Source organism: Eleftheria terrae (assembly GCF_030419005.1).
Taxonomy (GTDB): domain Bacteria; phylum Pseudomonadota; class Gammaproteobacteria; order Burkholderiales; family Burkholderiaceae_C; genus Caldimonas; species Caldimonas terrae.
This window is the reverse complement of sequence record NZ_CP106951.1, coordinates 4,248,397-4,268,642: the sequence shown is the minus strand read 5'-3', so window position 1 is coordinate 4,268,642 and position 20,246 is coordinate 4,248,397. Positions and strand designations below refer to the sequence as shown.

The window sequence follows — 20,246 nt, the reverse complement described above, 5'->3', positions numbered from 1 at the left end:
CTTGCGCTGCCGACGCCTTTCAACTTTCACACCGGAGATTCCATGTCCCTGCGCCTTTCCCGCTGGCTGCCCCGCCTTCGACTCGCCGCTCTGGCCGGTGCCGCCGTGGCGGCCCTCACCGCCTGCGGCGGCGAGGTGTCCGACCCCTTCAAGCCCCAGCGCATCCTGTCGGTCGGCGACGAGTACAGCTACATCGACGCGACCAGCGGCGCGAAGTACACCATCAACGGCCTGACCAGCGATTCCAAGTTCGACTGCAGCGTCTACCCGCTGTGGAACCAGTGGGTCGCCCGCGAGTACGGCTTCACCTTCCAGGAGTGCAAGGGCGCTGACGGCCGGGCCCGCGCGCTGGCCAAGGAAGGTGCGAAGGTGGCCGATGTCGGCGTGCAGGCGGACGTCGCTGGCGGGGTGCAGGACAAGGACCTGGTCCTGCTGCAGGTGGGCGCCAACGATGTGTGGCAGCTGTACCAGGACCTGATCGCCGGTGGCGACCTGGCGGCGCTCAAGAACGAGGCGACGCGCCGCGGCGATGCCCTGGGCCAGTTGGTCAAGAACTGGAACGACAAGGGCGCCCGGGTGGTGGTGATGGACGTCTTCAACCAGGGCCAGACGCCCGAAGCCGGCGCCGCCGCTGCGACGAACCCGACGGCACGCACCCAGCTGCAGGAACTCAGCACCGCCTTCAACGACGGCCTGCGCGCCGTCCTGAGCGGCAACCAGCGCAAGACGGTGCTCGTGCTCGGCAATAACCGGCTCAGCAAAGCCGTCGAGGACAAGGACCTCAAACATCGTGACACCAACGCCTGCCTGGACAGCGTAGCCACCGCGAAGGCGTGCAGTACGGCCACCCTGAACGCCGGAGTCGATCCAAATCCACGCACTTTGGACTACATCTTCGCCAAGGACCGTTATCTCACCCCCGCCATGAACCAGGCACTGGGCGAACAGGCCGTCAAAGAAACGGACCAGCACCCGTTCTGACCCGCCCCTGCGCTAGCGCCCGGCCGGCCCCTTCGCGGCGCCGGCCGGCACTGCGTAGCGGATCTTCATCCCCAGGATCGCGCTGGCCAGGGCCAGCGTGATGGCATTGGCCGCGATGATCGGCCATTCGCCGATCATCAGCCCGTACACCAGCCACATCGTGATGCCCAGCGTGAAGACGCTGTACATGCCGAGCGAGATGCCGCTGACGTCGCGCGTCCTGAAGGTGTGCCAGGCCTGCGGCACGAAGGAGGCCGTGGTCAACGCAGCAGCCAGGAAGCCGAGTCCGTCGGTCACGTCGATGGTCATGGAGCGCGCTCCGTGCTGAGCGGGGGGGAAGAAGGATCGGGAGAAGACGGCAAGGCGGTACCGGTCGCCTCATCCCGTGCCGCCCAGTCGACCAGCGCCTCGAGCACCGGCCGCGCGGCGGCCGCCTCGGGATGGTTGATGACCGCCACCACCACGTAGCGCCGGCCGCTGGCCGCCAGCACATAGCCGGCCACGCCGACCACATCGCGCAAGGTGCCGGTCTTCAGGTGCGCCCGGCCGGGCGCCGCCGCAAAGCGCTTGAGCGTGCCGTCGACGCCCGCGATCGGCAGCGAAGCCAGCAGCTCCGGCATCACCGGGCTGGCCCAGGCGGACTGCAGCAGGCGGGCCAGGAACTGCGCGCTCAGCCGGCCTTCGCGCGACAGGCCGGCGCCGTTGTCGAGCACCAGCTCCGGCGCCTCGCCCCATTTCGCCACCGCCCACTGGCGCACGGCCACCTCGGCCGTTTCCAGCGAGCCGACGCCCTGCGCCACCAGGCCCAGGGTCAGGTAGAGCTGCCGGGCCATGGTGTTGTTGCTGAACTTGTTGATGTCGCGCACCACCTGGCCGAGCGGCGGCGACACCGCCACATGCAGCGGCTTGGCCGCCGGCGGCGCCACGCCCTCGCGCACCCCGCCGCCCAGCCGCCCGCCCAGGCCGCGCCACATCGCTTCGACGGCGCGGGCATTGAAGCTGGCCGGATCGGCATACGCCAGCGACCAGCTCTTCTCGCCGCAGGCCAGCGGATAGGCGCCGCGGAACAGCAGGCGTTCACGCCCGCCCAGCTCGGCCTTCAGCGCGGCCTGCCAGTCGCTGCAGGGCGCGGTGTGGTCGAGTGGCACCATCGTGTCGATCGACACCCCGGCCAGTGGCGGGTCGGCGGCAATGCGTGCCACGCCGCGGGCCGGGTCCGGCACGAAGTCCAGGCTCAAGGCCTTGAAGTTGATCAGCAGCGCATCGGGCGCCACGTTGTAGGGCCGCAGCGGATCGCCGTCGAAGGCGGCTGGATCGGAGCCGATCGCATCGAAGGCAATGTGGTCCAGCACGATGTCGCCGCGCACCTCCTGGATGCCCAGCTGCTGCACCCGGCGCAGCAGGGCCCAGAGCCGCTCCATCACCAGCGTCGGGTCGCCCAGGCCCTGCAGATGCAGGTCGCCCTGCAGCACGCCGTCCTGCACCACGCCGTCGGCGTACACCGGCGTGCTCCAGGTGTAGGCCGGCCCCAGCAGCTCCAGCGCGGCATAGGTCGTCACCAGCTTCATCAGCGAGGCCGGCTGCACGCCGGCCCGCTCCCGCCAGGCCAGCCGCGGCAGCGCCGCGCCCACCTCGATGACTTCGGCCGCCAGCGCCTCGCGCGGCACCTTGGCGCGCGCCAGCGCAGCATCGACGGCCGCCGGCAGCGGCGCGGGCGGCAAGGTGCCGCCCCAGGCCAGGCTGCAGGACAGGAAGAAGACCGGGACGATTCCCCCGCACAGCCAGGCGGGCCAGCAGCGACACAAGTGCATGGCGCCATTATCCCGATACGCGCTGCGGCCCGGCGGCCCGCCGCTGCGCCACGGCCCCGCTAAACTGCCTGCCTGTGTTGTTGTTCCGGCCTGGCCCGGCTTCCTGTTCGTGCTCACCCCCACCCCCGCCCTGCTGGCCCTGGAAACCGCCACCGACACCGTGCACCTCGGCGTGCTGGTGAACGGCCGCCCGTGGGTGCGCGAAGACGCCGGCGGCGCCCAGGCGTCGGCGCAACTGCTGCCGGCCATCCTGTCCTTGCTGGCCGACGCCGGCCTGACGCTGCAGCAACTCGACGCCATCGCGTTCGGCCGCGGGCCGGGCGCCTTCACCGGCTTGCGCACCGCCTGCGCCGTGGCGCAGGGCCTGGCCTTCGGTGCCGGCAAGCCGGTCGTGCCGGTCGACACGCTGCTGATCGTGGCCGAAGCGGCGCGCCGCGACGGCGGCGGCGACGATGTCTGGGCCGCCCAGGACGCCCGCATGAACGAGATCTACGCCGCCCGCTACCGCTGGGACGGCCACGCCTGGCACACCCTGCAGGCGCCGGCGCTCTACAGTGCCGCCGCACTCGCCCAGGCAGTGGCCGACCACGGCGGCGACTGCCTGGCCGGCAGCGCGGTGGAGCCGCACCGCGAGGCACTGGCGGCCACCGGCCTGCGCCTGCAGCCTGCCGCTCGGCCCGACGCGGCCGCCCTGCTGCAGCTGGCCCAGGCCGCCTGGCAGCGCGGCGAGGCCGTCGATGCTGCCCTGGCGCTGCCGCTGTACATCCGCGACAAGGTGGCGCAAACCACCGCAGAACGCGAAGCGCTGGCCCAGGCTGCCGCGCGGGGGCCGGCATGAGCTCGCTGGCCCGCCCCTGCGATGCGCCGCAGCTGATGCCGATGACGGTGAGCTCGCTCACCGCGGTGCTGGCGGTCGAACACCAGGCTTATGAATTCCCCTGGACGCGCGGCAACTTCGTCGACTCCCTGCATGCCGGCTACCTGGCGCGGCTGCTCTACAGCGCCGACGGCGTGCTGCTGGGCTATTTCGTCGCCATGCCGGGCTTCGAGGAGATGCACCTGCTCAACCTCACCGTGGCGCCGGCGCACCAGCGCCGTGGCCATGCGCTGCACCTGCTCGACACGCTGCAGGGCATGGCCCGCGACAGCGGCGCCCGCCAGCTGTGGCTCGAGGTGCGCGTCTCCAATGCCCGCGCACGAGCCCTCTATGACCGCTACGGCTTTCGCACGGTGGGCCAGCGCAAGGGCTACTACCCCGCCTGCGAAGGGCGCCGCGAGGATGCCATCGTGATGAGTCTGACGCTATGAGCTGGGACCCGAGACAGCTGGCCATGCTGAAGGAAATCGGCGTGCTGCCCTGGGAACCGCGCGACGCCGGCCCGGCCGACGAAGGCCATCCGCAGGCACCGGCTGTCGAAGCCGCGCCGGCCGAGGCGCCGGCGCAGCCGCGGCAGGCCGCCGCCCCCGCCATCCCGGCGGCACCGGCCGCGGCCCGGCAGACGCCGACCCAGGAGCCGCCGCAGGTGCCACCGCGGACCACCGCCGACCCGGCCTCCGTGGCCCCGGTGGCGGTGCACGCGCGCCGCCCCACCGGCGTCGAGCAGATGGACTGGCCGGCCCTGCGCGAGGCCGTGGCCGGCTGCCAGGCCTGCAAGCTGTGCAATGGCCGGCGCAACACGGTGTTCGGCGTCGGCCATGAGCAGGCCGACTGGATGATCGTCGGCGAAGCGCCCGGCGAGCAGGAAGACCTGAAGGGCGAGCCCTTCGTCGGCCAGGCCGGCAAGCTGCTCGACAACATGCTGCGGTCGCTGGCGCTGACCCGCAGCGAGGCGCCGTCGACCCACCAGGTGTTCATCGCCAACGTGCTGAAATGCCGGCCGCCACACAACCGCAACCCGGAGCCGGAGGAAGTCGCCCAGTGCGAGCCTTTCCTGCAGCGCCAGGTGGAGCTGGTGCAGCCCAAGATCATCGTGGCAATGGGCCGCTTCGCGGTGCAGTCGCTGCTGCGCACCGGGGAGCCGATCGGCCGGCTGCGCGGCCGGGTGCATCGCTACCACGGCGTGCCGGTGATCGTCACCTACCACCCGGCGTATCTGCTGCGCAACCTGCCGGACAAGGCCAAGGCCTGGGAAGACCTGTGCCTGGCCGCCGACACCGCGGCCGCAGCCAGCGCGGGCTGAAGCCCGCAAAGACGGCGGCCGATGTCCGGCAGCAGCAGCCCGCCCAGCGGCAGCAGTGGCGACCCGGCCGCACTGGCTGACCTGCACTGGTTGCTGCTGTCACCGCCCCTGCTGACCGACGGCCGCTTCAGCGCCCCGGTGCAAGGCTTCGACGCCCGGCAGCAGGCCGAGATCGCCCACTGGCTGCAGCAGCTGCGGCAACAGCCGCAGGCCCTGCATCGCTTTCTTGCCGAACGCGCCCTGCCCGCCACCCCCGGAGCCGCACCGCGGCGGCTGCCACTCGGCCGCTACGCGGAGCGGCTGCTGGAGTTCTACCTCCTCCACGGCCCGACCCACCGGCTGGTGGCGGCCAACCTGCCGCTGCGCCATCCGCCCGGCAGCCTGCCGGGGCTGGACCACACCACCCTGGGCGAGATCGATTTCCTGCTGCACAGCCGTGACGGCCAGGCCCTGCACTGGGAACTGGCGGTCAAGTTCTTCCTCTGCACCGCCACCGGCGAGGAGGCCGGTGCCGCCGACTTCATCGGCCCCGACCGGGCAGAAACCCTGCCGTCCAAGCTGCACAAGCTGTTCGAGCGCCAGCTGGCCCACCCTGCGCCACCGCCCTGGCAAGACGTGGCCTGGCAGCCGCAGGCCTACACCCGCGGCTGGATGTTCTACCGCCACGACCGCCCGGTGGCACGCTGCGCCCTGCTGGCACCGGACCATCTGCAGGGCCGCTGGCTGCCCTGGCGGGACCTCGACGCGCTGCCGGCCGGCGACTACCTGCTGCTGCCCCGCGCCCGCTGGATGGCGCCGGCCGAGGTGACGGCAGCCGTCCCGACCCTCCCCCGCGAAGCACTGCCCGACATGGTGGCCAGCCTGTGGTCCGGCGCGCCACCGGCAGGTGCGCGCCGCTGGCCCAGCGCGCAGTTGCTGGCCCGCCTGCAGCCCGGCATCGACCTGCGCCGCGAGGCCGACCGCTGGTTCGTGGTGCCCGACGGCTGGCCCGAGGCCTGAGCGCACCGGCTTCAGCCGTGCGTGCCCAGGTAGCGCTTGCGCCAGAAGAAGAGGCCCAGGCCCGCGCCGACCAGCAGCATGATGATGGCGGCGGCCCAGAAGCCGGAGCTGCTGTGGATCAGCGGCAGGAAGTCGAAGTTCATGCCGAAGATGCCGGTGATCAGGTTGAGCGGCAGGAAGATGGCCGTCAGCACCGTCAGCGTGCGCATGATCTCGTTGGTGCGGTTGCTTTGCGCCGAGAAATGGATCTGCACCGCGCCTTCGGCGGAGCTCTCCAGCCGCCGCACATGGCCCAGCACCCGCTCGATGTGCTCGACCACGTCGCGCGAGCGCACCCGCAGCAGGTCGCGCTCGCGGCGGCTGCTGCTGTCGCCGGGGGCCGGTCGCTCCTCGAAGGTGTCGATCCATTCCAGCGCCGCGCTGCGCTGGTCTTCGCAGATGTCCTCCAGCAGGTGCAGCGCATTGCGCCAGTCCAGCAGCACCTGCCAGCTGCGAAAGCGCCCGCGCGGGTCGAGCAGCGCCCGCTGCAGCAAGCCCAGCTGCTTCGTCAGCAGCCGGCGCAGCTCGAGGTAGCTGTCCACCATCTGGTTGACCATGCGCAGCATCTGGTCGTCCGGGCTGGTGGGCAGGCGGGCCGAGGCGCCGCGGCCATCGGCCGGCGCACCGTTGCCGCCGGCCTGGCCCATCTGCGCCAGCCGGCTGATGAAGCTGTCCCACACCTGGCAGGCACCGGGGTGCACGGTGAGCAGCAGGCGGTCGAACACCGCAAAGCCCACCGCGCTCGTGTCGATGGCCTGCAGCACCTGCTGCGCACCGGCCAGCGAGCCGGGCTGCTCATCGGCGGCCGGCAGCGCACTGGAGACGCTGCCGGCCGCCAGCCGGCGGAACACCAGCAGGTCGTACCAGGAGGTGTAGTCGAAGTGCGAGGGCAGCTGCCGGTTCAGCAGGTCGGAGATGTGCAGGTCCACCAGCGCACCGCCCGCCCACTGCTGCAGGAAGGACTGGATGGGCCCGATGTCGAGCTCGAACTCCTCGCGGGAGGTACCGATCCACAGGTAGCCCTGCTCCGGCGGCTGCGCGGGCAGCCCCGGCAGCTCGGTGAAGCGGGCACCGACATGAAAGACGCGCATCGGCGGATCTTAGCGGCGCAGGACGCGGGCCGCCTCGATCGCGAAATAGGTCAGCACCCCGTCGGCGCCAGCGCGCTTGAAGGCCAGCAGCGACTCCATCATCACCGCGTCGTGGTCCAGCCAGCCATTGGCCGCGGCGGCCTTCAGCATGGCGTACTCGCCGCTCACCTGGTAGGCGAAGGTCGGCACGCGGAACTCGTCCTTCACGCGGCGCACGATGTCGAGGTAGGGCATGCCGGGCTTGACCATCACCATGTCCGCGCCTTCGGCGATGTCCATCGCCACCTCGCGCAGCGCCTCGTCGGAGTTGCCCGGGTCCATCTGGTAGACCTTCTTGTCGCTCTTGCCCAGCGCGCCGCGCGTGCCCACCGCATCGCGGAAGGGGCCGTAGAAGGCGCTCGCATACTTGGCGCTGTAGGCCATGATGCGGGTGTGCACCGAGCCGCGCGCCTCCAGCGCCTGGCGGATTGCGCCGATGCGCCCGTCCATCATGTCGCTCGGCGCGACGATGTCCACGCCCGCCTCGTCATGCGCGAGCGCCTGGCGGGTCAGCACCGCCACGGTCTCGTCGTTGAGGATGTAGCCAGTCTCGTCGAGCAGCCCGTCCTGGCCGTGGCTGGTGTAGGGGTCGAGCGCCACGTCGGTCAGGATGCCGAGCGAGGGAAAGCGCCGCTTGAGCTCGCGCACCGCGCGGGGGATCAGGCCCTCGGGGTTGTAGGCCTCGCGGCCGTCCTCGGTCTTCAGCGAGGGCTCGATGGCGGGGAACAAGGCCAGCACCGGGATGCCCAGCGCCACGCACTCTTCGGCCACCGGATACAGCCGGTCGAGGCTCATGCGCTGCACGCCGGGCATGGACACGACTTCCTGCACTTGTGAATGACCGTCGATGACGAACACCGGGTAGATCAGGTCATCGGCCGACAGCCGGTGCTCGCGCACGAGGCGGCGGGTGTGGTCGTCACGACGCAGGCGCCGCGGGCGTGCAGAGGGGAAAGAGACGGGAAAGCTCAAGGACGTTTTTCCTGTTACGGTTGCCGAAACACCAAAAACTAGCGTTTTCCATGCCTCAGGCGCGGGTACGTGTCAGTGAAATGACAGCTGTGTTCTGGTAAAGTTACATGTGAATGATACGTCGCATGACGTTCATTCCCTGCTTTTCCTCCCTGAGCAGGTGCCTTACCGTGATGACAGCGTTAAGGCTTTGCAGCCCCAGTCCCCGGACTGGGGCTCTTTCTTTTGGGCCTGGCATCGGGCTGTGGCCACCGGCCTTCGCGGTGCTGGCTATCATCCGCCGATGCTCTGGATCAAAGCCCTGCACATCGTCTTCGTGGCCAGCTGGTTCGCCGGCCTGTTCTACCTGCCGCGCATCTTCGTGAACCTGGCGATGGTGCCGCCCGACAGCCATGCCGAGCGTGAACGCCTGCTGCTGATGGCCCACAAGCTCTACCGCTTCATGAGCCTGCTGATGGTACCCGCGCTGGGCTTCGGCCTGTGGCTGTGGCTCTACTACGGCATCGGCCGCGGGGGCAGCGGCAATGGCTGGCTGCACGCCAAGCTGGCCATCGTCGTGGCACTGGTCGGCTACCACCACTACTGCCGCCGCCTGCTGCGCGAGTTCGAGCAGCTGAGCAACCGCCGCAGCCACACCTGGTTCCGCTGGTTCAACGAAGCACCGGTGCTGGGCCTGCTGCTCGCGGTGGTGCTGGTGGTGGTCAAGCCCTTCTGAAGCCGCCCCGCGGATGGCGCGCCACCGGAGTTCGCTCGTTCCCCTGGCCTCCGCCTATGCGGCGCTGGTGGCCTACGCGAGCCTCTACCCCTTCACCGACTGGCAGGTGCCGGGCGTCAGTCCGTGGGCCTTCATCACTTTGCCGTGGCCGCGCTGGTGGACCACCTTCGACCTGGTCTCCAACCTGCTCGGCTACATGCCGCTGGGCGGGCTGCTGTGCGGCGCCCTGCTGCGCAGCGGTGCCCACCGGGTCGCCGCGGTGCTGCTGGCGACGGCGCTGGGTGCGCTGCTCTCCGGCACGCTCGAGGTGCTGCAGAACTACCTGCCTTCGCGCGTGCCGTCGAACGTCGACTGGGGCCTGAACACCCTCGGCACGCTGGCCGGCGCACTGTTCGTGCTGCTGCTGGCAGCGCTGGGCTGGATGGGCCGCTGGCAGACGCTGCGCGATCGCTGGTTCATCCCGCAGAGCGCCGGCGGCCTCGCGCTGCTGCTGCTGTGGCCGGCCGCCCTGCTCTTTCCGACACCGGTGCCGCTGGGCCTGGGCCATGTCGCACTGCGCCTGCACGAGCTGCTGCAGCAATGGCTGATCGACACCCCGCTGGAAGCCTGGGCCCTGCAACTGGAGCCGCCGGGCTTCGAGGTGCTCACCCCGGGCTATGAGCTGATCACCGTCGCGATGGGGTTGATGGCGCCCTGCCTGCTTGCCTTCACCGTGTCGCCGCCCACCTGGCGGCGCGGCCTGCTGGTGCTCGGTGCGGTGGTGCTGGGCCTGGCCGCCACGACGCTGTCGACCACCCTCAACTTCGGGCCCTCGCATGCCACCGCATGGGTGACGCAGTCGGCGCCGCTCGGCTGGGTGGTCGGCGCAGGAGCAGCCCTCGTGCTGGTGTTCGTGCCGCCGCGCCTGGGTGCCGCCATCGGTGCCCTGCTGATTGCGGCCATGATGGTGCTGGTCAATGCCGCGCCGGCCGATCCCTACTTCGCGTCCAGCCTGCAGGGCTGGGAGCAGGGCCGCTTCATCCGCTTCCACGGCCTGGCACAGTGGGTCGGCTGGTTGTGGCCGTATGTTGCGCTGGCCTACCTGCTGGCCCGTGTGCTGAGCCGCAGCCCGCGGCCGCAGTGAGCCGCCGCGGCGGCAGCGAGGCACCGCGCCAGGGAGCCCCTGCGCCGCCCGGGGCGCCCTGTGCTGCCGCGCCGTCGGGGCAGCGCCCTCGCCCTAGAATCCGTGCATGAGCTATTACGAGCGCCACATCTTCTTCTGCCTCAACCAGCGCGACAACGGCGCCGACTGCTGCGCAGCCCACCAGGCCCAGCAGGGCTTCGAGCACTGCAAGGCGCGCGTGAAGGCCGAAGGCCTGGCCGGCGCCGGCAAGGTGCGCGTCAACAAGGCGGGCTGCCTTGACCGTTGCGCGGCCGGCCCGGTGGCCGTGGTCTACCCCGAGGCGGTCTGGTACACCTATGTCGACAGCAGCGACATCGACGAGATCGTCGAGTCGCACCTGAAGAACGGCCAGGTCGTCGAACGGCTGCTGGTGCCGCCCGGCGTGGGCCGCTGACCGCATGAATTCCCAGACCGTTCGCCAGAGCATCGACGGCCCGGCCGGCCCGATCGAATGCGCCCTCGACCTGCCCGCGGGTCCAGCGGTGGGCCTGGCCGTCATTGCGCACCCCCACCCGCTGCATGGCGGCACCATGGACAACAAGGTGGTGCAAACCGTCGCGCGGGCCTTCCTGCAGCGTGGCTGGCGCACGGTGCGCTTCAACTTCCGCGGCATTGGCGGCTCGGCCGGCCAGTGGGACGAAGGCCGCGGCGAGATCGACGACATGGCGGCCGTCATCGCCCATCACGTGCAGGACGGCGAGGCGCTGGCGCTGGCCGGCTTCTCCTTTGGTGCTTACGTCGCGTCACAGGCAGCCGCGCGGCTGGGGCACGATCGCGTGCGCCACCTGGTGCTGGTGGGCCCTGCGACACGGAACTTCGCCGTGGCGGCGGTGCCTGAACACACGCTGGTGATCCACGGCGAGCAGGACGACGTGGTGCCGCTGGCCGCGACCCTCGATTGGGCGCGCCCGCAGAACTTGCCGGTGATCGTGGTGCCCGGCGTCGGCCACTTCTTTCACGGGCAACTGCCCCTGCTGAAGAACCTGGTGGCACGCGACCTGGCCTGAAGCGTCGCGTGCCGCCACTGACTGATTCGATTGCATGAAACGACGAGTATTTGCTGTATGCCTGGCTCTGACCCTGAGCCTGACCACCACCGCGGCCGTGCAGGCGCAAGCGCTGCAGCCGCCCGAGGTGGCGGCCAAGTCCTACCTGCTGCTGGACATGACGAGCCGCCAGGTGCTGGCCGCCCGCGAGCCCGACGCTGCGGCCGACCCGGCCTCGCTGACCAAGCTGATGACGGCCTATGTCGTCTTTGGCGCCATCCGCGAGAAGAAGCTCTCGCGTGAACAGCTGCTGCCGGTGTCGGTGCGGGCCTGGGACGAGCGCAAGGGCGGCGCGTCGGTGATGTTCATCGAGCCGCGCATGCAGGTGTCGGTGGACGACCTGCTCAAGGGCATGATCGTGGTGTCGGGCAACGATGCCTCGGTGGCGCTGGCCGAGGGCGTCGCCGGCAGCGTCGAGAACTTCGTGGTGCTGATGAACCGCGAGGCCCAGCGCATGGGCCTGAAGAAGACGGTGTTCAAGAACGTCACCGGCATCACCGAGCCGGGCCATGTGACGACCGCGCGCGACTTGGCGACGCTGGCCTCGCACATCATCACCGACTTTCCCGAGTTCTATCCGCTGTATTCGCTGCGCGAATTCAAGTTCAACAACATCACCCAGCCCAACCGCAACCTGCTGCTGCGCCGTGATCCCAGCGTGGACGGCATGAAGACCGGCCACACCGCGTCGGCCGGCTACTGCCTGGTGGCCTCCGCCCAGCGCGACCTGCCGAACGGCAAGCGCCGGCTGCTCAGCGTGGTGCTCAACACCTCCTCGATGGAGACGCGCGCCAACGAGAGCCAGAAGCTGCTCAACTGGGGCTATGGCGCCTTCGACACGCTGAAGCTGTTCGAGCCGGGCAAGCCGATTGCGACGCCGCAAGTGTGGAAGGGCGAGTCCTCCGAGGTGAAGCTGGGCAGCGCCCAGCCCATCTTCGTGACCGTGCCCAAGGGCGATGCGGACAAGATCAAGACCCAGATCGAGCGGGTCGACCCGCTGGTGGCCCCGCTGACCAAGGGCCAGGCCGTCGGCAAGCTGAAGGTGACCTCGGGCAACACCGTGGTGGCGGAAGCGCCGCTGGTGGTGCTCGAACCCGTGGAGGAGAGCGGCATTTTCGGGCGCGCCTGGGATGCCATCCGGCTCTGGATCAAGTAACCTGCGCGGTGCGGGCGCCGAGCCCGCTGAGGAGGCGACGATGCAAGCCCTGCCCGACAGCCTGTGTTACCTCAACGGCGAGTACCTGCGCCTGTGCGACGCGAAAGTGTCGGTGCTCGACCGCGGATTCATCTTCGGCGACGGCGTCTACGAGGTGATCCCGGTCTACGGCCAGCGCCTGTTCCGGTTCCAGGAGCACCTGTCGCGGCTGGAGCGTTCGCTGGCCAAGGTGCGCATCCCGAACCCGCACACCGAAGTCGAATGGCTGGAGCGCATGCGCCGCCTGGTGACGGAGCAGGCCTCGCACTCCGATGCGCCCGACCACCTGGTCTACCTGCAGGTGACGCGCGGCGTCGCGCTGCGCGAGCATGTGATGCTGGAGGGCCTGACGCCCACCGTGTTCATGATGATCAGCCCGTTGCGGCCGGCCAGCACCGAGCAGCGCCGCCAGGGCGTGGCCTGCATCAGTGCGCGCGACTTCCGCTGGCAGCGCGGCGACGTCAAGTCGACCTCGCTGCTGGGCAATGTGCTGGCGCGGCAGATCTCGGCCGACCAGGGCGCAGCCGAAACCATCTTGTTCCGCGACGGCTTCCTGACCGAGGCCTCGTCGAGCAACGTCTGGATCGTGCACGAAGGCGCGGTGCTCGGCCCGCCGAAAAGCGAGCATGTGCTCGAAGGCATACGCTATGGGCTGATCGCCGAGCTGTGCGACGAGCTGAACATCGGCTTCAACCTGCGGCCCATCTCGGAGACCGAGGTGAACAGCGCCGACGAGATTTTCCTGTCGTCCGCCACCAAGGAAGTGTTGCCGGTCACGCGCCTGGACGGCGAACCGGTCGGCCACGGGGCTGGAAAAGGCAAACCCGGCCCCATCTATGCCCGCCTGTACGAGGCCTACCAGCGGGCCAAAGCGGAGCAGTCCCTATGAATGAAATCCCTCCCGAGCAGTCGCTCATCGAGTACCCCAGCCAGTTCCCGATCAAGGTGATGGGCGCCAACGTCGACGGCTTCGCGCAAGCCATCGCCGAGGTGGCCGCTCGCTTCGACCCGGCCTTCGACCCCTCCGGCATCGAGATGCGCCCCAGCAAGGGGGCCAACTACCTGGGCCTGACCATCACCGTCACCGCCACCAGCCGCGAGCAGCTCGACGAGCTGTACCGGACGCTGTCGTCGCATCCGATGGTGAAGGTGGTGCTCTAGCCGCCTGCCGACCTCACAGCGGCACCTCGCGCAGGCGCTGGTCGAGCTCCCTCACCTTGTGCGGCGCGGCTTCGTCGCCGTTGCGCGCGGCGGCCTCATACCAGTAGCGGGCGATGCGCAGGTCCTGCTCGACCCCGAGGCCGGACTCGTACATCGACGCGAGCAGGTACTGCGCCCCCACATCGCCGGCCTGCGCGGCGGCCCGGTACCACTGCGCCGCCTGTGCCGCGTCCTTGCCGATGCCCCGGCCCAGGTAGTAGGCGGTGCCGAGCGACACCTGCGCGTCGATGTGGCCGTGGCGGGCTGCGCGCTGGTACCAGGCCACCGCCCGCGGCTGGTCGGGCGGACCGGCGACGCCAAGTTCGTAGACCTGGCCCAGCGCGTATTCCGAGCGGATGAAACCCTGCGCGGCGGACTGTTCCAGCAGCCGCACCGCCTCGTCGGCATCGGGCCGCTGCGCTTCGCCGAGCACATGCATCATCGCCAGGTTGTAGCGCCCCACCGGGCTGCCTTTGCGGGCCAGGGCCCGGAACCGGCGCTCCGCTTCCTGCAGGCTGCCGGCTTCGTAGACAGCCAGGGCCACGTCGATTTCCTCACGCTGCGGGCCGCTCGGGGCTGCGGAAAGTGCCGGCGCGTCGGCCGGCGCGACCTGCGGCGCGGCACAGGCGCTGGTGGCCCACGCCAGCACAAGGGCGGCCACGCGGGCCGGGACAGGCAAAACTGCAGCAGGCATGCTGTCTCCTGGAAAAAGCGGATCGGTGCCTCCGATTCTGTCGACCTTGGCACGGCCGCGACAGCCCTTCGCCCCCATGGCTTGCCCTAGACTGCGCGTCTCACCCGAGCTTCCCCTGATGCAGATCCAAGTGCTGGGCCGCGTCGACTATGCGGCCACCCAAGATGCAATGCGCGCCTTCACCGAGGGCCGCCATCCCGACACGCCCGACCAGCTGTGGCTGTGCGAGCACCCGCCGGTCTTCACGCTGGGCCTGGCCGGCAAGGCGGAACATGTGCTGGCGCCCGGCGCCGTGCCGGTGGTGCAGACCAACCGGGGCGGGCAGGTCACCTACCACGGTCCGGGGCAAGTGGTCGCTTACCCGCTGGTGGACTTGCGACGGCTGGGCATCTATGTGAAGGAATATGTGTTCCGGCTGGAACTCGCCGTGATCCAGACGCTGGAGACCTACGGCATCACCGGCCACCGGGTGCCCGGTGCGCCCGGCATCTATGTCAACCTGGCGCAGCCCGGGGCGCACGAGCGGCTGGTCGGGCCGCGGCCCGATCCCTTCGCCGGCCTGGGCAAGGTGGCCGCGCTCGGCATCAAGGTCACCCGCCACTGCACCTACCACGGCGTGGCGCTGAACGTGGCGATGGATCTGAGTCCCTTCAGCGGGATCAACCCTTGCGGATACGCAGGACTGACGAGCGTCGACTTGGCTACACTCGGGGTTTCCACCGACTGGGGCACCGCTGCCGCTCGCCTTGGCGAGCGTTTGGCGACACACTTGAGCCCCTGACGCCCAGCCCGCCGTCCAAGTGCGGGCGAGCCTGGAGAGCCGAGATGTCCACCCCCCATGTCGTCCACGAGGCCCAAGACGCGGCCTCCTACGACGCTACCGCCAAGCAGAAGGCGCAAGCCAAGACGGCCCGCATCCCCATCAAGGTGGTGGCCGCCGAGACCCTGAAGAAGCCGGACTGGATCCGCGTCAAGGCCGGCTCGCCGTCGACCCGCTTCTACGAGATCAAGCAGATCCTGCGCGAGCACAAGCTGCACACGGTCTGCGAGGAAGCGTCCTGCCCCAACATCGGCGAGTGCTTTGGCAAGGGCACCGCCACCTTCATGATCATGGGCGACAAGTGCACCCGTCGTTGCCCCTTCTGCGACGTGGGCCACGGCCGGCCCGACCCACTCGACCCCGACGAGCCGCTCAACCTGGCCAAGACCATCGCCGCGCTGCGCCTGAAGTACGTGGTCATCACCAGCGTCGACCGTGACGACCTGCGTGACGGTGGCGCCGGCCACTTCGTCGAGTGCATCCGCAAGACCCGCGAGCTGTCGCCCGAGACCCGCATCGAGATCCTGACGCCCGACTTCCGCGGCCGCATGGACCGCGCACTGGACATCCTGAAGGCCGCGCCGCCGGACGTGATGAACCACAACCTCGAAACCGCGCCCCGCCTCTACAAGGAAGCGCGCCCCGGCTCCGACTACCAGTTCTCGCTCAACCTGCTGAAGCGCTTCAAGGAGTTCGCGCCGCACGTGCCGACCAAGAGCGGCATCATGGTGGGCCTGGGCGAGACGGACGAGGAGATCCTCGAGGTCATGCGCGACATGCGGGCCCACGACATCGACATGCTGACCATCGGCCAGTACCTGGCCCCCAGCGGCCACCACCTGCCGGTGCGCCGTTATGTGCACCCGGACACCTTCAAGATGTTCGAGGCGAAGGCCTACGAAATGGGTTTCAGCCACGCTGCGGTCGGCGCAATGGTGCGCTCCAGCTACCACGCGGACCAGCAGGCGCACGAGGCCGGGGTGATCAGCAGCGCTGCGGGTTGAAGCGCAGCGCGCTGTGAAGGCGGCTGGCGGGTGCCAGCTGCTTCAGCCTCGCCACTTCGCCAGCGCGACGGCCTGGCGCCAGGCCCTCCCCCCGGGCCTCTGTCGACACCGGTGTGTGCGGCAAGGCACCGTGTCCTTGGCCGCAAAGTCGGCGGCGATGATCCGCGGCCATGCCGCGCTCCCCATCCGGTGGGCGCCAGCCAAAGCGGTCCAGCGAGCCGGGGCCCGCCTGCGGACGAATCGCCTCCGGCGCCACCGGCCTGCCCCGCTGCCCGGGTGCCGCAGTGGCTTGATGAAGCCTTTCCCGCGTCGGATCGCCCCCTCCCCCGTCCTCCACTGCCGGCTCTGCCACGACCTGCAGTGGGTGCATCGATCGACGCCCGTGTCGAAATCCGGTCGTCGATGGTCGCAAGCCTGCGGCCCATCAACCCACCGTGCGGCGCCGGGCTGTATCGCACCGATACAGCTGCCGGGGTACTCCTGAAAGGCGGTCGCCCCGGGCCCCCTGCCAGCTCCCACAGCGGCGGACCTGCCGTCCTCTTCTCTCGGTTACGAGCAGCTGCATGGCGGGCATCGTATGTGCGCCGTCTGCGCGCCGCTTCGAGCGCGGGATTGGCTGCCTCGTCTTCTGGCCAGACAGCCAGTGCGGGCGATGTTGTAAACACATGAACGCGGGTCTATGTTTCCCCTGCCCCCGGCAACCAGCAGGCACTGCCAGGGATCCGCGCGCAGCGACGGCCTCCGCTGCACCAGGGAGAAGACCATGAATAAATCGCTCATGTGGCGGGTGCTGCCGTACGTCGGCGCGGCAATTGCTACCAGCCCCGCCAGTCAGGCTCAGGTCGCCACCCCGTACACCACCGTGACGGCCGCGCACAGCGCCAAATGCCTGCGCATCGCGCAGGACGCCACCGACCCGGACAGCGCCGTGGTCCAGTTCACCTGCGAAGGCAGCCCTCAGGACCGCTGGTCGGTCGAGCCGGTCGGCTCGGCATGGCGGCTGGTGTTGCAGGGCACCGGCCAGTGCATGGGGGTCTGGCAGGCAGCGATGTCCGATGGCGCGGCGGTGGTGCAGATGCCGTGCGAGAACCAGCCGGCCCAGCTGTGGCGCATCCGTACCGAGGGCGCGACCGCCCGCTTGCAGGCGCTGCACAGCGAGTTGTGCCTGACGGTGCCCGGCAGCGCGATGCAGGACGGCGCAGCACTGGTGCAATCGAGCTGCAGCGGCTCCACCGCGCAGGCCTTCCGTTTCACTGCCGGCTGGTTCGGCGATGCCGCACCGGCCAGCATCGTCGTCAAGCACAGCGGCATGTGCCTGCAGGTGCGCGACGCCTCCAGCGCGCAGGAGGCCGACGTCGTCCAGGTACCGTGCAACGGCGCGGCAGCGGCGCACGAGCGCTGGCGGCTGCAGCCGGAGGAGATCGGCTTCCGGGTGGTGGCCGAGCACAGCGGCCAGTGCCTCTCGGTGGCGCGCGCGTCCTACCGCTCCGGCGCTGCGCTGGTGCAGGCCCCTTGCAACGGCCGCCTGCACCAGCGCTGGCGGCTGCTGCCCAGCAGCGGTGGCGGCTACCGGCTGGTGGCGCTGCACAGCGGCATGTGCCTGGACGTGCCCAACTCCTCGCGCGAGGTCGGCAGCCGGCTCATCCAGCACCGCTGCCATGGCGGCGCCAACCAGCGCTGGACGCTGGCTGCGCCGTCGCGGCCGGCCCGCTGGAGCGAGGTCATCCCGCTCAGCATCGTACCGGTGGCCGCGGCGCACCTGCCCGATGGCAAGCTGCTGACCTGGTCGGCCTACGACCGGCTGAACTTCGGGGGTGACCACGGCTACACCTACACGGTGATCTTCGACCCGGCCACCTTGACCGGCAGCGAGCGCGTCGTCAGCGAGACCGGCCACGACATGTTCTGCCCCGGCATCGCCAACCTGGCGGACGGCCGCATCCTCGTCAACGGCGGCAGCAGCACCGCCCGCACCAGCATCTACGACCCGGCCACCGCCACCTGGAGCGCCGACGCGCAGATGAACATCGGCCGCGGCTACGAGGGCACGACGCTGCTGGCCAATGGCTCGGTGCTGACGCTGGGCGGCTCCTGGAGCGGCGGCCAGGGCGGCAAGGACGGCGAGCGCTGGACCGCCGGCAGCGGCTGGCAACGGCTGCCCGGCGTGCCAGTGGGCCCGGTCGTGGGAGACGATCCGGAAGGCATCTACCGCGCCGACAACCACCTCTGGCTGCTGACCCTGGCGGGCGGGCGGGTGCTGCATGCAGGGCCGAGCGCCTCGATGAACTGGATCGACGCCGACGGCGAGGGCAGCATCACGTCGGCCGGCCGGCGCGGCGATGATGCCTACGCCATCAACGGCAATGCGGTGCTGTACGACGTGGGCCGCATCCTCAAAGTCGGCGGGGCGCCCGCCTACCAGCGCGGCATCGCGACCAACACCGCGCATGTGATCGAGCACAACGGCCAGCTCAGCGTGCGGCAGGCGGCGCCCATGGCCTATGCGCGCGGCATGCACAACAGCGTGGTGCTGCCCACCGGCGAGGTGCTGGTGATCGGCGGCGTGGCGCAGCCCGCCTCCTTCACCGACGACCGCTCGGTGCTGGTGCCCGAGCTGTGGAATCCGCAGACCGAGCTGTTCACCCGACTGCCACCGATGCGCACGCCACGCAACTACCACAGCGTGGCGCTGCTGCTGCAGGATGGCCGGGTGTTCGCGGGCGGCGGCGGCCTTTGCGGGCCCTGCGCGGTCAACCACCCGAATGCCGAGGTGCTGACCCCACCCTACTTGCTGAACGCCGACGGCAGCCCGGCGACGCGCCCTGCCATCACCGCCGCGCCGGCCAGCGCGCGCCATGGCGAGGTGATCAGCGCCAGCACCGACATGCCAGTGTCCGGCTTTGCCTTGATCCGCCTGTCGTCGGTGACCCACAGCGTCAACAACGACCAGCGCCGCATCCCGCTGCGCGCCTTCAGCAGCGACGGCCAGAACTACAGCCTGACCCTGCCGGCCGACCCTGGCGTGGCGACGCCCGGCCTGTACATGCTGTTCGCCATCAGCAGCCAGGGCGTGCCCAGCGTCGCGCGGGTGCTGCTCCTGCGGCTGGGCTGACAACGGCAGCGGTGCCATGAAGCTGCTGCGTCCATGCGCCCTCTGGCGGGCGCTGCTGCCGGCCGCGCTGGCGTGGCCGGGGCTGGCGGCCGGCTGCACGCCGCCGGGCACCAGCGCCGCGCCGGCGGGGCCGGCCGGGCCCCCGTCGGCCGCCACACCGGCCGCCTGCGGCCCGGCGCCGCCGCTCGAGGCTGCAGCGGCCGCCGCCCAGGGCCGCGCCCTCTACCAGGGGCAGCGGCCACTGCAGGGCCGCATCGCCGGCCACCCGCAGGCGCTGCCGCCCGCGGCCGCCGCCTGCGCCGGCTGCCATCAGGCAGCACGGTCGGGCCCGGTGCCCTCGCTGGCGCCCCGGTTGACCGCGGCCTACCTGCTGCAGCCGCGGCCGCGCCGCAACGGGCCGCCGTCCGCGTACAACGCCGCGAGCCTGTGCGCAGCGCTGCGCAGCGGCGTCGATCCCGCCTTCGTCACCCTGCTGCGCAGCATGCCGCGCTACGACCTGACCGATGCGCAATGCGACGCGCTGTGGGCCTACCTGACCACGCCCTTGCCGAAAGCCGCCCGCCATGACCTTCCACCCGGCCCTTCCCCGGCCCGCTGAACCGTCCCGTCGTCGTTGCCTCGCCTGGCTGGCCGCCGGATGGCTGGCACCCGACCAGCTGGTCGCCGACGAGGCCATGGGCCCGGTCGAGCCGCCGCTGCGGGCGCCAGACCTGCCGCTGCGCCTGGACGACGGCCGGGCCGCCCGGCTGCCAGCCTTGCTGGCCGGCAAGCGCAGCGCGCTGCAGTTCATGTTCACCGGCTGCACCTCGATCTGCCCGGTGCAGGGCGCCCTGTTCGCCGAGGCGCAGCGCCGGCTGCTGTCCGTCCCGCCAGCCGGCGCGTCGGTGCAGCTGCTGTCGCTGAGCATCGACCCGCTGGGCGACGATCCACCCGCATTGGCCGCCTGGCGCCGCCGGCACGGCGCCGGCCCGGCCTGGCGGGCAGCCGTGCCGCCGGTGCGCGAGGCCGGCCGGGTGCGCGCCTGGTTCGACACGGGCGTGCCGGAGCGTGATGCCCACACCACCCAGGTCTACATCTTCGACCACGAGGCCCGGCTGGTGTGGCGCACCGGCGAGCTGCCCAGCCCGGCCGAGATCGTGGCGCACTTGAGCCGCTGAGCGACCGCAGTGCGTCGATACACTGGCGG

22 protein-coding genes are annotated in these 20,246 nt (G+C 70.5%); 17 read left to right on the top strand and 5 right to left on the bottom strand.

Features of this window, described 5'->3' with window-relative positions:
* Positions 1 to 42 precede the first annotated feature (42 nt).
* The gene (locus tag N7L95_RS19100) at positions 43 to 981 is read left to right on the top strand and encodes an SGNH/GDSL hydrolase family protein (RefSeq protein WP_301256839.1); all 939 of its coding nucleotides are present in this window, start codon (positions 43 to 45) and stop codon (positions 979 to 981) included.
* A 12-nt stretch (positions 982 to 993) separates the two neighbouring features.
* Here N7L95_RS19100 and N7L95_RS19095 read toward each other — a convergent pair whose 3' ends face one another.
* Together N7L95_RS19095 and dacB are read right to left on the bottom strand one after the other, a co-directional pair.
* On the bottom strand, positions 994 to 1,290 hold the full coding sequence (locus N7L95_RS19095; RefSeq protein ID WP_435870029.1) for a SemiSWEET transporter: 297 nt from the start codon (positions 1,288 to 1,290) through the stop codon (positions 994 to 996).
* Positions 1,287 to 2,792, bottom strand: a complete 1,506-nt coding sequence (gene dacB / locus N7L95_RS19090) for a D-alanyl-D-alanine carboxypeptidase/D-alanyl-D-alanine endopeptidase (protein WP_301256838.1) — start codon at positions 2,790 to 2,792, stop codon at positions 1,287 to 1,289. Before dacB ends, N7L95_RS19095 begins: the two co-directional genes overlap by 4 nt.
* Here dacB and tsaB point away from each other — a divergent pair.
* From tsaB to N7L95_RS19070, 4 genes are read left to right on the top strand one after another with little or no spacing between them, the layout of a single operon-like run.
* Positions 2,791 to 3,630 (top strand): tRNA (adenosine(37)-N6)-threonylcarbamoyltransferase complex dimerization subunit type 1 TsaB, encoded by an 840-nt coding sequence (tsaB, locus tag N7L95_RS19085; RefSeq protein WP_301256837.1) that lies wholly within the window; start codon positions 2,791 to 2,793, stop codon positions 3,628 to 3,630. The genes dacB and tsaB overlap by 2 nt on opposite strands.
* Positions 3,627 to 4,100 carry a ribosomal protein S18-alanine N-acetyltransferase gene (rimI, locus tag N7L95_RS19080; RefSeq protein ID WP_301256836.1) on the top strand — a complete coding sequence of 158 codons (474 nt, stop codon included), beginning with the start codon at positions 3,627 to 3,629 and terminating at the stop codon, positions 4,098 to 4,100. The genes tsaB and rimI overlap by 4 nt, the downstream gene beginning before the upstream one ends.
* Positions 4,097 to 4,972, top strand: coding sequence for a uracil-DNA glycosylase (locus tag N7L95_RS19075; protein ID WP_301256835.1), 876 nt, complete (start codon positions 4,097 to 4,099; stop codon positions 4,970 to 4,972). The genes rimI and N7L95_RS19075 overlap by 4 nt, the downstream gene beginning before the upstream one ends.
* A gap of 21 nt (positions 4,973 to 4,993) precedes the next feature.
* On the top strand, positions 4,994 to 5,971 hold the full coding sequence (locus tag N7L95_RS19070) for a DUF1853 family protein (protein ID WP_301256834.1): 978 nt from the start codon (positions 4,994 to 4,996) through the stop codon (positions 5,969 to 5,971).
* 11 nt (positions 5,972 to 5,982) lie between these two features.
* Here N7L95_RS19070 and N7L95_RS19065 read toward each other — a convergent pair whose 3' ends face one another.
* Positions 5,983 to 7,101 carry a magnesium transporter CorA family protein gene (locus N7L95_RS19065; RefSeq protein ID WP_301256833.1) on the bottom strand — a complete coding sequence of 373 codons (1,119 nt, stop codon included), beginning with the start codon at positions 7,099 to 7,101 and terminating at the stop codon, positions 5,983 to 5,985.
* A 9-nt stretch (positions 7,102 to 7,110) separates the two neighbouring features.
* Positions 7,111 to 8,112 (bottom strand): porphobilinogen synthase, encoded by a 1,002-nt coding sequence (gene hemB / locus N7L95_RS19060; RefSeq protein ID WP_301256832.1) that lies wholly within the window; start codon positions 8,110 to 8,112, stop codon positions 7,111 to 7,113.
* 283 nt (positions 8,113 to 8,395) lie between these two features.
* Here hemB and N7L95_RS19055 point away from each other — a divergent pair, with 283 nt between their 5' ends.
* From N7L95_RS19055 to N7L95_RS19025, 7 genes are all read left to right on the top strand, one after another.
* Positions 8,396 to 8,827, top strand: a complete 432-nt coding sequence (locus tag N7L95_RS19055; RefSeq protein ID WP_301256831.1) for a CopD family protein — start codon at positions 8,396 to 8,398, stop codon at positions 8,825 to 8,827.
* Between the two features lie 13 nt (positions 8,828 to 8,840).
* A complete protein-coding gene (locus N7L95_RS19050; protein ID WP_301256830.1) occupies positions 8,841 to 9,950 on the top strand; it encodes a VanZ family protein in 1,110 nt (369 codons plus the stop codon).
* A gap of 106 nt (positions 9,951 to 10,056) precedes the next feature.
* Entirely contained in the window at positions 10,057 to 10,383 is a 327-nt protein-coding gene (locus N7L95_RS19045) for a (2Fe-2S) ferredoxin domain-containing protein (RefSeq protein ID WP_301256829.1), read from the top strand.
* Positions 10,384 to 10,387: 4 nt separating this feature from the next.
* On the top strand, positions 10,388 to 10,996 hold the full coding sequence (locus tag N7L95_RS19040; RefSeq protein ID WP_301256828.1) for an alpha/beta hydrolase: 609 nt from the start codon (positions 10,388 to 10,390) through the stop codon (positions 10,994 to 10,996).
* A 34-nt stretch (positions 10,997 to 11,030) separates the two neighbouring features.
* Positions 11,031 to 12,191: a D-alanyl-D-alanine carboxypeptidase family protein gene (locus tag N7L95_RS19035; RefSeq protein ID WP_301256827.1), complete on the top strand. Its 1,161-nt coding sequence runs from the start codon at positions 11,031 to 11,033 to the stop codon at positions 12,189 to 12,191.
* 40 nt (positions 12,192 to 12,231) lie between these two features.
* Positions 12,232 to 13,119 carry a D-amino acid aminotransferase gene (locus N7L95_RS19030; RefSeq protein WP_301256826.1) on the top strand — a complete coding sequence of 296 codons (888 nt, stop codon included), beginning with the start codon at positions 12,232 to 12,234 and terminating at the stop codon, positions 13,117 to 13,119.
* Positions 13,116 to 13,391 carry a DUF493 family protein gene (locus tag N7L95_RS19025; RefSeq protein WP_301256825.1) on the top strand — a complete coding sequence of 92 codons (276 nt, stop codon included), beginning with the start codon at positions 13,116 to 13,118 and terminating at the stop codon, positions 13,389 to 13,391. Before N7L95_RS19030 ends, N7L95_RS19025 begins: the two co-directional genes overlap by 4 nt.
* Before the next feature lie 13 nt (positions 13,392 to 13,404).
* Here N7L95_RS19025 and N7L95_RS19020 read toward each other — a convergent pair whose 3' ends face one another.
* On the bottom strand, positions 13,405 to 14,124 hold the full coding sequence (locus tag N7L95_RS19020) for a tetratricopeptide repeat protein (protein WP_301256824.1): 720 nt from the start codon (positions 14,122 to 14,124) through the stop codon (positions 13,405 to 13,407).
* A 118-nt stretch (positions 14,125 to 14,242) separates the two neighbouring features.
* Here N7L95_RS19020 and lipB point away from each other — a divergent pair, with 118 nt between their 5' ends.
* The 5 genes from lipB (at position 14,243) to N7L95_RS18995 (ending at position 20,217) form a co-directional block, all read left to right on the top strand.
* Positions 14,243 to 14,905, top strand: coding sequence for a lipoyl(octanoyl) transferase LipB (gene lipB / locus N7L95_RS19015; protein ID WP_301256823.1), 663 nt, complete (start codon positions 14,243 to 14,245; stop codon positions 14,903 to 14,905).
* A 44-nt stretch (positions 14,906 to 14,949) separates the two neighbouring features.
* Positions 14,950 to 15,948: a lipoyl synthase gene (lipA, locus tag N7L95_RS19010; RefSeq protein WP_301256822.1), complete on the top strand. Its 999-nt coding sequence runs from the start codon at positions 14,950 to 14,952 to the stop codon at positions 15,946 to 15,948.
* Between the two features lie 763 nt (positions 15,949 to 16,711).
* On the top strand, positions 16,712 to 19,060 hold the full coding sequence (locus N7L95_RS19005; protein ID WP_301256821.1) for an RICIN domain-containing protein: 2,349 nt from the start codon (positions 16,712 to 16,714) through the stop codon (positions 19,058 to 19,060).
* A 16-nt stretch (positions 19,061 to 19,076) separates the two neighbouring features.
* Positions 19,077 to 19,658, top strand: a complete 582-nt coding sequence (locus tag N7L95_RS19000) for a c-type cytochrome (protein ID WP_301256820.1) — start codon at positions 19,077 to 19,079, stop codon at positions 19,656 to 19,658.
* Positions 19,624 to 20,217 (top strand): SCO family protein, encoded by a 594-nt coding sequence (locus tag N7L95_RS18995; protein WP_301256819.1) that lies wholly within the window; start codon positions 19,624 to 19,626, stop codon positions 20,215 to 20,217. The genes N7L95_RS19000 and N7L95_RS18995 overlap by 35 nt, the downstream gene beginning before the upstream one ends.
* Positions 20,218 to 20,246: the final 29 nt, after the last annotated feature.

Coding starts and splice junctions, on each gene's coding strand:
- N7L95_RS19100 (WP_301256839.1), top strand. CDS start 43: ATGTCCCTGCGCCTTTCCCGCTGGCTGCCCCGCCTTCGACTCGCCGCT.
- N7L95_RS19095 (WP_435870029.1), bottom strand. CDS start 1,290: ATGACCATCGACGTGACCGACGGACTCGGCTTCCTGGCTGCTGCGTTG.
- tsaB (WP_301256837.1), top strand. CDS start 2,791: ATGGCGCCATTATCCCGATACGCGCTGCGGCCCGGCGGCCCGCCGCTG.
- dacB (WP_301256838.1), bottom strand. CDS start 2,792: ATGCACTTGTGTCGCTGCTGGCCCGCCTGGCTGTGCGGGGGAATCGTC.
- rimI (WP_301256836.1), top strand. CDS start 3,627: ATGAGCTCGCTGGCCCGCCCCTGCGATGCGCCGCAGCTGATGCCGATG.
- N7L95_RS19075 (WP_301256835.1), top strand. CDS start 4,097: ATGAGCTGGGACCCGAGACAGCTGGCCATGCTGAAGGAAATCGGCGTG.
- N7L95_RS19070 (WP_301256834.1), top strand. CDS start 4,994: ATGTCCGGCAGCAGCAGCCCGCCCAGCGGCAGCAGTGGCGACCCGGCC.
- N7L95_RS19065 (WP_301256833.1), bottom strand. CDS start 7,101: ATGCGCGTCTTTCATGTCGGTGCCCGCTTCACCGAGCTGCCGGGGCTG.
- N7L95_RS19055 (WP_301256831.1), top strand. CDS start 8,396: ATGCTCTGGATCAAAGCCCTGCACATCGTCTTCGTGGCCAGCTGGTTC.
- N7L95_RS19050 (WP_301256830.1), top strand. CDS start 8,841: ATGGCGCGCCACCGGAGTTCGCTCGTTCCCCTGGCCTCCGCCTATGCG.
- N7L95_RS19045 (WP_301256829.1), top strand. CDS start 10,057: ATGAGCTATTACGAGCGCCACATCTTCTTCTGCCTCAACCAGCGCGAC.
- N7L95_RS19040 (WP_301256828.1), top strand. CDS start 10,388: ATGAATTCCCAGACCGTTCGCCAGAGCATCGACGGCCCGGCCGGCCCG.
- N7L95_RS19035 (WP_301256827.1), top strand. CDS start 11,031: ATGAAACGACGAGTATTTGCTGTATGCCTGGCTCTGACCCTGAGCCTG.
- N7L95_RS19030 (WP_301256826.1), top strand. CDS start 12,232: ATGCAAGCCCTGCCCGACAGCCTGTGTTACCTCAACGGCGAGTACCTG.
- N7L95_RS19025 (WP_301256825.1), top strand. CDS start 13,116: ATGAATGAAATCCCTCCCGAGCAGTCGCTCATCGAGTACCCCAGCCAG.
- N7L95_RS19020 (WP_301256824.1), bottom strand. CDS start 14,124: ATGCCTGCTGCAGTTTTGCCTGTCCCGGCCCGCGTGGCCGCCCTTGTG.
- lipB (WP_301256823.1), top strand. CDS start 14,243: ATGCAGATCCAAGTGCTGGGCCGCGTCGACTATGCGGCCACCCAAGAT.
- lipA (WP_301256822.1), top strand. CDS start 14,950: ATGTCCACCCCCCATGTCGTCCACGAGGCCCAAGACGCGGCCTCCTAC.
- N7L95_RS19005 (WP_301256821.1), top strand. CDS start 16,712: ATGAATAAATCGCTCATGTGGCGGGTGCTGCCGTACGTCGGCGCGGCA.
- N7L95_RS19000 (WP_301256820.1), top strand. CDS start 19,077: ATGAAGCTGCTGCGTCCATGCGCCCTCTGGCGGGCGCTGCTGCCGGCC.
- N7L95_RS18995 (WP_301256819.1), top strand. CDS start 19,624: ATGACCTTCCACCCGGCCCTTCCCCGGCCCGCTGAACCGTCCCGTCGT.